The organism is Rhodococcus sp. DMU2021 (assembly GCF_019641445.1).
GTDB lineage: Bacteria > Actinomycetota > Actinomycetes > Mycobacteriales > Mycobacteriaceae > Rhodococcus > Rhodococcus pyridinivorans.
In genome coordinates, this window is the sequence record NZ_JAIFKB010000043.1 from 1 (window position 1) to 11,243 (window position 11,243).

Annotated in this window: 14 protein-coding genes; 4 read left to right on the plus strand and 10 right to left on the minus strand. The window is 66.4% G+C overall.

Annotation, left to right across the window (positions count from 1 at the left end; translation table 11 throughout):
* Positions 1 to 303: 303 nt before the first annotated feature.
* From K3M35_RS26510 to K3M35_RS24910, 4 genes are all read right to left on the minus strand, one after another.
* Positions 304 to 756, minus strand: a complete 453-nt coding sequence (locus K3M35_RS26510; protein ID WP_308257120.1) for a hypothetical protein — start codon at positions 754 to 756, stop codon at positions 304 to 306.
* A 215-nt stretch (positions 757 to 971) separates the two neighbouring features.
* Positions 972 to 2,132: a hypothetical protein gene (locus K3M35_RS24900; RefSeq protein WP_220667195.1), complete on the minus strand. Its 1,161-nt coding sequence runs from the start codon at positions 2,130 to 2,132 to the stop codon at positions 972 to 974.
* The gene (locus K3M35_RS24905; protein WP_024102690.1) at positions 2,129 to 2,404 is read right to left on the minus strand and encodes a hypothetical protein; all 276 of its coding nucleotides are present in this window, start codon (positions 2,402 to 2,404) and stop codon (positions 2,129 to 2,131) included. Before K3M35_RS24905 ends, K3M35_RS24900 begins: the two co-directional genes overlap by 4 nt.
* Positions 2,401 to 2,703: an SAV_915 family protein gene (locus tag K3M35_RS24910; protein WP_024102691.1), complete on the minus strand. Its 303-nt coding sequence runs from the start codon at positions 2,701 to 2,703 to the stop codon at positions 2,401 to 2,403. The genes K3M35_RS24905 and K3M35_RS24910 overlap by 4 nt, the downstream gene beginning before the upstream one ends.
* 128 nt (positions 2,704 to 2,831) lie before the next feature.
* On the opposite strand from K3M35_RS24910, the gene K3M35_RS24915 reads away from it, so the two are divergent.
* Positions 2,832 to 3,272 (plus strand): DoxX family protein, encoded by a 441-nt coding sequence (locus tag K3M35_RS24915; RefSeq protein ID WP_006553458.1) that lies wholly within the window; start codon positions 2,832 to 2,834, stop codon positions 3,270 to 3,272.
* Here the strand turns inward: K3M35_RS24915 and K3M35_RS24920 are convergent.
* The gene (locus tag K3M35_RS24920; protein ID WP_220667196.1) at positions 3,247 to 5,175 is read right to left on the minus strand and encodes an arabinofuranosyltransferase; all 1,929 of its coding nucleotides are present in this window, start codon (positions 5,173 to 5,175) and stop codon (positions 3,247 to 3,249) included. The genes K3M35_RS24915 and K3M35_RS24920 overlap by 26 nt on opposite strands.
* 156 nt (positions 5,176 to 5,331) lie before the next feature.
* Here K3M35_RS24920 and K3M35_RS24925 point away from each other — a divergent pair, with 156 nt between their 5' ends.
* Complete coding sequence (locus tag K3M35_RS24925) at positions 5,332 to 5,652, plus strand: hypothetical protein (protein ID WP_024102694.1); 321 nt, start codon at positions 5,332 to 5,334, stop codon at positions 5,650 to 5,652.
* 60 nt (positions 5,653 to 5,712) lie between these two features.
* Here K3M35_RS24925 and K3M35_RS24930 read toward each other — a convergent pair whose 3' ends face one another.
* Positions 5,713 to 6,474 carry a decaprenylphospho-beta-D-erythro-pentofuranosid-2-ulose 2-reductase gene (locus K3M35_RS24930; RefSeq protein WP_006553461.1) on the minus strand — a complete coding sequence of 254 codons (762 nt, stop codon included), beginning with the start codon at positions 6,472 to 6,474 and terminating at the stop codon, positions 5,713 to 5,715.
* Entirely contained in the window at positions 6,474 to 7,898 is a 1,425-nt protein-coding gene (locus K3M35_RS24935; RefSeq protein WP_019290337.1) for an FAD-binding oxidoreductase, read from the minus strand. Before K3M35_RS24935 ends, K3M35_RS24930 begins: the two co-directional genes overlap by 1 nt.
* Before the next feature lie 19 nt (positions 7,899 to 7,917).
* On the opposite strand from K3M35_RS24935, the gene K3M35_RS24940 reads away from it, so the two are divergent.
* Entirely contained in the window at positions 7,918 to 8,451 is a 534-nt protein-coding gene (locus K3M35_RS24940) for a GtrA family protein (RefSeq protein WP_308257121.1), read from the plus strand.
* Positions 8,452 to 8,482: 31 nt separating this feature from the next.
* Here the strand turns inward: K3M35_RS24940 and K3M35_RS24945 are convergent, their stop codons facing one another.
* The 3 genes from K3M35_RS24945 to rfbA form a co-directional block, all read right to left on the minus strand.
* Complete coding sequence (locus K3M35_RS24945) at positions 8,483 to 9,364, minus strand: type IV toxin-antitoxin system AbiEi family antitoxin domain-containing protein (protein ID WP_064061125.1); 882 nt, start codon at positions 9,362 to 9,364, stop codon at positions 8,483 to 8,485.
* 94 nt (positions 9,365 to 9,458) lie between these two features.
* The gene (gene rfbC / locus K3M35_RS24950; protein ID WP_064061124.1) at positions 9,459 to 10,040 is read right to left on the minus strand and encodes a dTDP-4-dehydrorhamnose 3,5-epimerase; all 582 of its coding nucleotides are present in this window, start codon (positions 10,038 to 10,040) and stop codon (positions 9,459 to 9,461) included.
* A 1-nt stretch (position 10,041) separates the two neighbouring features.
* Positions 10,042 to 10,917: a glucose-1-phosphate thymidylyltransferase RfbA gene (gene rfbA / locus K3M35_RS24955; RefSeq protein WP_019290334.1), complete on the minus strand. Its 876-nt coding sequence runs from the start codon at positions 10,915 to 10,917 to the stop codon at positions 10,042 to 10,044.
* 33 nt (positions 10,918 to 10,950) lie between these two features.
* On the opposite strand from rfbA, the gene K3M35_RS24960 reads away from it, so the two are divergent.
* A partial coding sequence (locus tag K3M35_RS24960) for an NAD-dependent epimerase/dehydratase family protein (RefSeq protein WP_220667197.1) occupies positions 10,951 to 11,243 on the plus strand: 293 nt, incomplete at its 3' end.

Consider the following 11,243-nt stretch of genomic DNA (forward strand, 5'->3'; position numbering starts at 1 on the left):
GCAATCATGGAGAACCGGCGAACGCAGCGCCGGCGATCCCTCATGCCTTCATCCGACAACGCAGCCACCTACGACTTATCCGCAGGTCAGCCTAGCCAGACGAAAGTTTGAGGCTAGTGTACTTGTCGCGGACGGTGGGCTGGAGCCATTCGAGAACGGGCCGGAGATGATCCGGTGCCTCGGGCGGCTTTCGTGGGGAGCGCTTGACTGGTGTGTATTCCGTGCCGTGGTAGATGCGGGGCGCCCGGGGTGGGCGGGGTTCGCCTGTGATCGAATCCGGCATCGGGGGTAGATCGATGGGGTTCACCATCTGCGGCGTCGTCCTCTAGTGCGTTCGCTTCTGGTTGGGCGCGGCCCGAGTTCGTAGGGGATCTTCAGGATGTGGCGGGTTTTGGCGTCGATGTCGCAGTTGCCGGAGGCGACGGAGTGGAGGATGCCGTTGTAGACCAGGTCCCACAGGTCGGGGTTGCGTTGGATCTCGCTGATCTTGAACGAGTGGATCTTGTTGCCGTGTGCATCTTTCAAACGGAGAACGCGGTTCGGCCCGTCGGCTGAAAATCGTATGCGGGTGAGGTGATAGGTGTCAACCCAATCGTCGCGCCACTGCACCCAGGTGGATCCGACTGCGGTCCAATGGTTTTTGGTGGCGCCGAACATCACCCACGCACCCACAGCCATGATGACCCACATGACCCACATGTGGGTCCAGCGAAGGCCTCCGTCGACAAGGGTGAGGTACGCGACCGAGATGCCCACGATGAAGAGCGCGCTCGTGTACTGGTCACGGGCGGTGGGCTGGAGCCATTCGAGAACGGGTCCGAGATGTTCCGGCGCTTCCGGAGGCTTCCGTGGGGATCTGTCGGTCGGCGTGTGCTCGATTCTCTGGTAGATGCGTGGCGCACGGGGTGGTCGCGGCTCTCCGGTGTTTGGATCGGGAATCGCGGGCAGGTCGGTTGTATTCATTTATGTCCTCAGAAGAGATTTCCCACCCAGCGCGCCGCGGAACCGGCAGCGCCGGAGATATCGTCCCAGTGTTCGATCACTTCGCCCACACCGAACGCGACACCGACCCCGGCGCCAACAGCGAGAAGGGTGACAGGACCGCCTGCTGCACTCGCGAGTATCAACTCGGTCGCTACGGTTCCGGCGACGAAACCACCGACATCCTTCGCAACCGCTTTGACTGCGTCTCCGGTGGTTTCGGCATTTGCTACATCGTAGGCAGTCTGAAGTCCGGTGAGAACGCCTCCCACGACGGGCACCTTCGAGCCGAACTGTGCCAATGCCGAACCTTTTGGTAAATAGTCGCCGGCGGTGCGACCGAAGGATTCGATGAATTTGTTGTCACCGAGCCCCGCAAGCAAGCGAGAGTTCTCCGCAGCGAACCGCGCTGCATCGTCCGCTCCGCCCTGGAAGGCCCGAACAGCCCGGGCCGCTGTGGCTTCCGGGTACGGATCGCCAAGTCGCGCCGCTTCGGCAGCAAGCTCACGCAGCCGGGCGAGGGTCGCACCTCGCGTAGCGGCTTCGTTGCCCCATTTCGACAGCTCGGAGACTGTCGTCGCTATGTATCCGCCCACGGTATGCGCCAAGAGCCATTCCCACTGGGCTTCTGCGTCCTTCAGGATCGTCGTTGGCCCGCGCAAGGCTTCCGCGAGCGCGCTGTGCGCCCCGGTTTCGGCCGCGCGACCTTCCGTAACGAACCCCGCAGCCGCCTCGTAGGCTGCGATCTGTTTCGCCCGAAGTACCTGGGGTGCGATGTCGTACGAGTTCGGATCGACGTTGAGTGGCTCACCGATCCCGACGCCGAACTCCACGGGAATACCGGCTTCCGCCGCTGTCGCCTCGGCCTGCGACATGCGTGACCGGGCAGTGACGAGTCCGTCGGCGAATGCGCGCAGGGCAGCGGCGATCACGTCGATCTGGTCTGCGGCCTCGGTCGTCCCCGTGATGATGCGGTCGAGCGTCGTGCGGAACGCATCTCCCGCAGGGCTTCTGAATTCGTACTCGGACTCGGTGCGTCCGTCGCGTGCCGCCTTCAGTCGGTCGTTCACACCCGTGGCGAGGGCAGTGAGCGAATCCGCGCATGCGTAGCAAGAGGTGGGGTCGCCGAAGACTCGGGTGTCGAGGCTCATCCCTCACCGGCCTTCGCCATCTCCTGAGCAGTGTGCGACTCGGCGTCCTGGTAGGCGCGCAGACTGTCCTGGGCGGCGTCTGCTGCATCGGCCAGCGACCGGACCGCCGCGTCCAGCGCGGAAGCAATCGACCCGAGAGCGTCGACGAGCAGTGCTGTGGCGGCACCCGCGTCGGGTATCGGTGCTGGATCGGATCCGAGTTCGTCGATGCCCATCGCTCCGGTCGCCAGGTGCTTCGCGACCGTGTCGAGGTCGCCGATGTCGATGCTCACCGGGTCGCTCTCCTGCCGAGTGGGGCCTCGAACGGACGGTCGTCGTCCCCGACCGGGGGTGGCGGTGGTTGTCGACCGTCGAGCAGGACCACGTCGTACCCGGTGGTCCGGTGGATCTCCTGCAGCCCTGTGCTGTCGACGCCCATCCACGGCTGCTGCGGTCCACAGCAGCGGACCAGTTCCTTCGGTGAGGTGTAGGCGGGCAACGCCAGCCGGCCGTCGGGCAGTGTGCGCATCTCGAGCCGAACGTGCCCGGAACTGTCGCGGCGTCGGATCGGCACATACAGAACGTCGCTCATCGAATCCCCCGATTCCGTCGTACCCCCCGTACGACTCGCCGCGACCTTACCGCAGCGGCGATGAGATTCCGGCTCCTGCCCGGTCGGTATCTGCGACAGCACCGCTGCCCACCTACCAGGAGGCCGTCATGAACACCTTCACCGCATCCACCACCGGCACCCGCGACGACATCGCCGCGGCACCCTCACGCGCCGCCCGCATCGCAGGCCTGATCGTCAGCGGTCTCGTCGTCCTGTTCCTGCTGTGGGACTCGATCATCCACATCGCCAACGTTTCGCAGGTGCAGGAAGCGATGGCCGATCTCGGGTTCGACCCGAGCCTCAACCGGGTGTTCGGCGTCGTCCTACTCGTCTGCCTGATCGCCTACGTCCTGCCGCCTACCGCAATCCTCGGCGCCGTACTCCTCACCGGCTATCTCGGCGGTGCTGTCGCGACGAATCTGCTCACCGAACAGCCCATCGTCAGCACGACTCTCTTCCCGATCTACACCGGAATTCTGGTCTGGGGTGGATTGTGGTTGCGCGACATCGGGGTTCGTCGCATCATGCCGGTTCGTCCGTCGCGGTGACGACGACGAACGGCCCCACCTCGGTCAAGGTGAATCGGGGATCGTCGAACAGTTCCTTGGGGAAGGTCACCGTGTACCGCCGCACATTGGGATCGTTCGGGTAGACGTCCTCGGCCAGACGCAGCGTGTAGCCCTCGGCGCCCTGCCGGAAGACGACGGCGTCGGGGGCTCTCCACGGCAACTCCTCCCAGGCGGCGAGCAGTTCGCCGGGGGAGGAGAGTTCCGACCACTCCTCGATCGCTGCGGCCCGCGCGGAGAACTCCGCCAGCGGGTTGGCGTAGTGCGAGGTCAGGGCTTGGAAACCGAAGTACGGGTAGTAGGCGAGGAAGGACGTGTCGGCCGTGAGGACCACGTGGTCGTCACGCTCGGCGCCCAGCTGGGACAGCAGGACGTCGTCCACCTCGGCGTAGTAGGACGCGGCTCCGGCGGGTCGCTGGTCGGCGCGTTCACCGGCCCCGTCGGTGTCGGTGTAGGCGACGGTGATCTCGCTCCCGAGCACCTGGGGGATGTTCTGGGTGAACGCCAGCGCACCGAGAGCACCCACCGCCACGAGAACCCTGCGCACGCGCGGATTCTCGCTGGTCGCCAGGCTGATCCAACGCGAGAAGTCGACGAAGGCGAATGCGCCTGCCGCAGCGAGCAGTACGAGCAGGATGACCTCGAGACGGAACGCGAGCAGGGTGTTGCCCACGGCGGTCAACGCCATCGAGGCGAGGTACCACAGGTAGACCGCGATCACCCCGAGCCCGAGCGCCTGCGCCCGATGCGACGACGACGCCCGGCCCACGAGCCACACGGTGCCCAGCAACGACAACAGTCCGATCAGGGACATGTGGAACATCGGCAACGGCAGTCGCGCACCGGCATCGGGGAGATAGTGGGTCGCGGTCCCGGACTCGGACGGGGGATTACCGCCCAGCACGTCGAACACGAACGGCGCCCACACGATCAACGCGACGAGCACCGCGATCGACGCCATCACCACGAGACGGACGAGCACCGGAAGGACCGCCCGCCACGACCCGGTGGCGCGACGCGCGAGGTACGCCGCGACGACGGCCATCACCGTCACCGCGAACGCCGCGATACCGAGATAGAGGGTGTAGAAGGTCGCGGCGAGACCGAGGAACAGGCCCGTCCCCACGACGGCACCCCAACCCTGTCGTCCCCGGCCACCGCGTGTAGCGGGTAGGAAACCACCCCAGGCCAGCACCAACGCCGGCGCGACCAGCACGGCGATCACCGCTCCGTAGGGTTCCGGCGAACCGTAGGCCAGCACGACCAGCGTCGTCGCGGTGGCGGCGAGCACCGCCAGATCGGAGCGGACCAGTTCGGACCACAGCACCAGCGCGACGACCGCCGCGACCGCCAGCGAGCCGATCGCATACGGCTTGAACGCTTCCCAGCCGTCCATATTCAGCAGATTCGCGACACGGCCACCGATCCAGAACCACCCGGCCGGATAGAACGACGGCAGGTCGGCGTAGTTCATGTCGCGCAACGCCGCGCTGTCCGTCAGTCGCGTGAGGAACTGGGTGCGGAACTCCTGGTCGACGGAGATGCCGTGCAGGTAGAGGCGGGTCGCGGCGAGCGGCATCCCGAGGGTCGCGGTGACCAGGCCGGACAGCGCCGCCCACGACAGCACCCGCGCCCCCGTCACCCATCTGCGGCGACGCAACAGATAGATCGACAGGCCGAGCACGGCGAGTGCCGCGAACTGCATCACGGTGGTGACGGCCTGCGTCACGTTCGACGAATTGAACGCCGGCCACTGCACACGGTCGAAAGCGAACAGCCCCACCGCGGCGACGAGTGCTGCGACGAGCGCTGCGCAGACGAACTGCACGAGCGTCGAGACGGCACGGCGTAACGGGGCGACTGCTACAGGAGTGTCGGCGAGCACCCCACGAGCATAGAGATGCGTCCGCGAGACGAGTGGTGGCCCGATCCGCGCCGCAAAAACGCCGCCGTCCACCGGTCGGGACGTTCATCCTGGAAGTTGCGTCGGGAAACCGGGCTGTCGGTACCGCCCGGGGAATCCGAACGGAAGGCTCAGATCATGACAGGTAAAGCAGTTCGTGCGGCCCTTGCAACGCTCGCGACGGCACCTCTCCTCGTCTTCGGGGCGGCGCAGGCCTCGGCGTATCCGGTGATCGAACCGGGTGCGCCCGGCGGTCCCATCGACGGCCGGTTGTACGACCACCACGGCGTCGATCCCTACCAGTGCATCGTCGTCGGGGCGCCGGGTGTCGGCTACGCGACGAACGAGGCGGGGCAGGACGGCATCGTGAACGGTGTCTTCGTGAACGAAGGGTCGATCAACCACTGGTGCTACGGGCCGCCCGGGATGATCCACAGCGGAACCGGCTACGTCCGGTAGACCCCGAAAAGACGACTGCCCCGCCGAAACGGGTCCGGCGGGGCAGAGGGTGCACGTCTGTCAGATCGGCAGCTTGCGGAAGATCGCGCGCGGCAGGTGACGCAGCACGATCATCACGAACCGGAAGGTGCCCGGCGCCCAGACGATCTCCTTGCCGCGATCGGAGGCCGCGACAGCGAGCTTCGCGACATCTTCCTTGTTCACGGTGAGCGGGGCCTCGTCGACGTGCGCGCTGAACTGCGTGCGCACCTGGCCGGGGCGCACGACGGTCACGCGCGGCCCGAACGGGCGCAGCGCCTCACCGAGTCCGAGGAAGAAGCCGTCGAGGCCGGCCTTGGTGGAACCGTAGACGAAGTTGGCGCGCTTGACGCGCTCGCCGGCAACCGACGACATCGCGATGATGCGCCCGAAGCCCTGCGCCTTCATCTTCTCGCCCACCAGCACACCCACGGAGACGGCGGCCGTGTAGTTGACCTCCGCGACCCGCACGGCCTTGCTCTGGTTCTGCCACAGCTCCTCGGCGTCGGCGTCCAGACCGAAGGCGACGATCGCGATGTCGACGTCGCCGTCCTTCCACGCCTGGTCGATGACGGCCGGGTGGCTCGCCGTGTCGAGCGCGTCGAAGTCGATCAGGTCGACCTGCGTCGCACCCGCGGACTTCGCCTGGGCGACGGCGTCCTCACGACGCGGGTCGCCGGGCAGGGCCGCGAGGATCACGCGGGCCGGTGCCTTGCGGAGGTACTCCTCGACGATGGCCAGGCCGATCTCGGAGGTGCCACCGAGCAGCAGCAGGGTCTGGGGATTGCCGACGGCGTTGATCATCAGTGGAGTTCCAACCTTCTGGACATATCGGAGGCGAAGACGTTCGTGGGGTCGACGGAGCGGCGCACCTTCAGCCACTCGTCGATCCGCGGGTACATGGCGTGGAAGGTCTCCGCGTCGGTCCGCGAATCCTTCGCGGTGTAGAGGCGACCACCGAACTCGAGGACCCGCTTGTCGAGTTCGCGCACGAACTCGTTCAGGCCCGGCTTGATCCGGAAGTCGACGCAGATGTTCCAGCCGGGGATGGGGAAGCTGAGCGGAGCCTTGTTCCCTTCACCGAACAGCTTGAACACGTTGAGGAACGAGTGATGTCCCGACGCCTGGATGTCGCGGATGATCTTCTTGAACTCCTCGACCGCTTCCGGCGGCACCACGAACTGGTACTGCAGGAAGCCGTTGGGTCCGTAGCCGCGGTTCCACTCCCCGAACAGGTCGAGGGGGTGGTAGAACGCCGTCAGATTCTGGACCTGGTTGTCGGCGTTCTTCGTCTTCCGGTAGTACAGCTCACCGATCACCGAGAAGTTGAACTTGTTGGCCAGCCCGTTCGGGAATACGTCGGGCAGGGTCAGCAGGGTCGGCGCGTCGAACTTGAGCGGGTCCTTCTGCAGCTTCTTCGGCAGCTGGTCGAGCTTCGCGAGGTTGCCTCGGGAGACTGCGGCGCGGCCGAGCTTCGGCTCCGGCGAGATGGCGTCGAACCATGCGCTGGAGTAGTCGTAGTTCGCTTCCGAACCGTCGCTGTGCAGGGCGATCGTCTCGTCGAGCGACTCGGTGCGGCGGCTGTCGGCGATGAAGTACGCCGTCTCCGTGGGGGTCATCTCGATGGTCGCGCGCAGGATGATGCCTGTCAGACCCATTCCGCCCACGGTCGCCCAGAACAGCTTGGCGTTGCGCCCGGTGGGGGTGCACGTGCGGACCTGGCCGTCGGCGGTGAGCAGGTCGATGGACTTGACGTGGTTGCCGAAGCTGCCCGCGCTGTGGTGGTTCTTGCCGTGGATGTCGGCACCGATCGCTCCACCGATGGTGACCTGGCGCGTGCCCGGCAGGACGGGCACCCACAGACCGAACGGCAGCGCGGCGCGCATGAGCTGGTCGAGGCTCACACCACCGTCCACCACGACCTTGCGGGAGTCACGGTCGATGCTGTGGATCTTGTTCAGCGCCGTCATATCGACGACGAGCCCGCCCGCGTTCTGCGCGGGGTCGCCGTAGGAGCGTCCGAGCCCGCGTGCGATCACGCCGCGCCGCAGGTGCGACGGCTTCGACTCGTTGTCTTCCGCGACCCGCGCGACCGCCTTGGCGATCACTTCGACGTCGGGGGTGGACAGCACCTCTGCGGTGGTCGGCGCAGTGCGCCCCCAGCCGGTCAGGGTGCGGGTCTGGGTGGGGAGCGGCTCGCTCGCCTGCTCCGTAGCTGTCGTGGACATCGGGATAAAGGCTACCCGTGTGTCCTGGTCACCCGGCAAGATGCTGTTCCTCACGGGCGTTACCCTCGTCTGCGTGCCGGAATCCCACGACCATGTGCAGCCGCTGCCGGAGCATCACGCCCCACTGGCTCCCGAACTGCCGTTGACCGATTCGACGGCCGACGAAGCGCTGGACCTGAAGACGCAGCTCACACGGTTCGTCCTGACCGGTGGGTTCTCGGCGATCGTCGACTACGGCCTGTACGTCCTGCTCATGGCCCTGGGCGTCACGCGCGACGTCGCGAAGGCCCTGTCGTTCGTGGCCGGCACCACCACCGCCTACCTGGTCAACCGCCGCTGGACCTTCAAGGCCCCGCCGAGCCGCGTTCGTTTCGCAGCCGTGGTGGTCCTCTACGCAGTGACGTTCGCCGCACAGGTCGGCATCAACCGTGTACTCAACGAAGCCCTCGGCGACGAGTGGTGGGTCACGCCCTTCGCCTTCGTCGTCGCCCAAGGCGTCGCGACGGTGATCAACTTCGTCGTCCAGCGCGTCGTGATCTTCCGCCTCCGCTGATTCGGGTGGATCCGACCCCGCTCAGCGGGGTTCAACCCACCGAAGTCCGATTCAGGGCCTGACGGATCTGCCGCACCACCTCGTCGGGTTCCTGGGTGATCGCGTGCCAGGTGAAGCGCAGCACGTGCCAGCCGGCGTTGATCAGGACGTTCTGCCTCTCGGCGTCGCGGCGGTGTCGCTCGGCGTCGCGGTGCCAGGCCCACCCGTCGATCTCGACCGCGACCCGCTCGGCGTCGAACACCACGTCGATCTCGAAGCCGCAGCTCATCGCGTGTGCTCGCCACCCGGTGAACCCCGCACCACGGAGTAGTCGGTGGAAGATGCGTTCGGCCTGGGAGTGGCCGCCTTCGCGAGCCGAGCACAACAGATGAGCGGCGCGGGGTGCGCCGTGACGTCCGAGATTCCTTCGATGTGCCTGCTCGAGTGCGGGTAGCGAGGTGTGACGCTGCAGCGCGCGGTCCATGAGCACCGAACCCGTCGGCAGTTCGACGGCGGCTTCGAGCACTGTGAGTGGCAGCGCGGTGACCGGTAGACCGCGCACTACGACGACGTCGCGTCGCTGGAGGTCGCGTCGGCGTACCCGCACCCCGTGGCGTCGGGCGAGGGTGCGCTTCTGCGGCACGGTCACGTAGCGGAGAGAAGGAGCGCGGTCGAGCAGTCCGTGCCACCATGCCGCGCTCGGTCCCCAGGCTGCCGCTTCCGGACCTGCCGCGTAGACGGCTGACCGTAGCGCCACAGCCGGCGTGCGTTCCCGGTCGGCACGCAGGTAGACGCCGCGTGCGAGCGCGAACCAGTCGCCGTTCTCGACTCGTCGGTCGACAGCGGAAGCGCTCATTCCGCAGTCCAGTGCTTGTGCTCGGGTGATGACGCCGTCCTGAGCGGCCATGATGCGATACGCGTTTCGCAGGTTCATATCCGGTTCGACGCAGTGACCGCGGTTCCGGTTCCGTACCGATCGATTAGTGTGGATCCAGCCCCGGAAACCGGGGTCGAATCCACACAAATCGTCAGAAGCTCGGGAGACGACCCGCTTCGCGGGCGTCGGCGAGGGTGGGTGCCGCCCGATCCTTGGCCGACAGTTCGTAGGTCAGCGACCTGCCGTCAGGTCCCGTTGTCGGCCAATCGATCCCGATCTCCGGATCGAACGGGTTCACCTCGTGCTCACGGTCGGGGTCGTAGCCCGTCGAGCACAGGTAGACGACGGTCGAGTTGTCCTCGAGTGCAAGGAAACCGTGGCCGAGGCCCTCGGACAGGAAGATCGCGCGCCGGTCCTTCGTGTCGAGCAGCACCGAATCCCACTGCCCGAAGGTCGGCGACCCCACCCTCAGGTCGACGACGACGTCGAGCACCGACCCCGACACGCACGTGACGTACTTCGCCTGTCCGGGAGGCACATCCGCGTAGTGGATGCCGCGCAGCACCCCGGCGGCGGAGACCGAGCAGTTCGCCTGCGCCAACTCCAGGGGACGGCCGGCGGCGTCGGTGAAACTCTCCTGCTTGAACCATTCGAGGAACACGCCCCGGTCGTCGCCGAACTGTTTCGGCGTGACCTCCCACGCCCCGGCGATCGTCAGTTCCCGGTACTGCAACCTAGCGGTCCTTTCCTCGTTCGAGCAGATCCAGCAGGTAGCTGCCGTAGCCCGACTTCACCAGCGGCTCGGCCGCGGCGCGCAGTTGCTCGTCGTCGATGAACCCGAGACGCCACGCGACCTCCTCGGGCGCACCGATCTTCAATCCCTGACGTTGTTCGATGGTGCGCACGTAGTTCGACGCGTCGAGCAGCGAGTCGAAGGTGCCGGTGTCGAGCCAGGCGGTACCGCGCGGCAACACCTCGACCTGCAGTTTCCCCGCTTCGAGATAGGTGCGGTTGACGTCGGTGATCTCCAGTTCGCCGCGCGCCGACGGCTTCAGCGACCGGGCGATCTCGACGACGTCGTTGTCGTAGAAGTACAGCCCCGGCACCGCGAAGTTCGACTTCGGGTCGTCGGGTTTCTCCTCGAGCGACAGGGCGCGGCCGGTGGAGTCGAACTCGATCACCCCGTAGGCCGACGGATCGGACACCCGGTACGCGAACACCGCACCACCGTCGATGTGAGCGAAGCGTTTGAGCTGGGTGCCGAGGCCGGGGCCGTAGAAGATGTTGTCGCCGAGGATCAATGCGACCGGCTCGGTTCCGATGTGGTCGGCGCCGAGCACGAAGGCCTGTGCCAGGCCGTCGGGTGAGGGTTGGATCGCGTAGGTGATGTTCACGCCGAACTGCGAACCGTCGCCGAGCAACCAGCGGAACTGTCCGGCGTCGTGCGGGGTGGTGATCATGAGGATGTCGCGGATCCCGGCGAGCATGAGCGTCGAGAGCGGGTAGTAGATCATCGGCTTGTCGTAGACGGGCACGAGCTGCTTGCTCACGCCCTGGGTGATCGGATGCAGACGCGAGCCCGTCCCACCCGCGAGGATGATTCCGCGCATGTCGGACAGTCTCGCATGAGTAGGCTTGCGCCAATGAGGCTGCTCGTCACCGGTGGTGCCGGTTTCATCGGCGCGAACTTCGTCCATCAGACCGTCGCGGAACGACCCGACACGCAGGTCACCGTGCTCGACAAGCTCACCTACGCCGGCAACCGCGCCTCCCTCGACCCCGTCGCCGACACGATCACCTTCGTCGAAGGTGACATCGCCGACGCCGAGCTGGTCGACCGGCTCGTCGCCGACACCGATCTGGTGGTGCACTTCGCCGCCGAATCCCACAACGACAACTCCCTGGCGAACCCCGCACCGTTCGTGCAGACCAATCT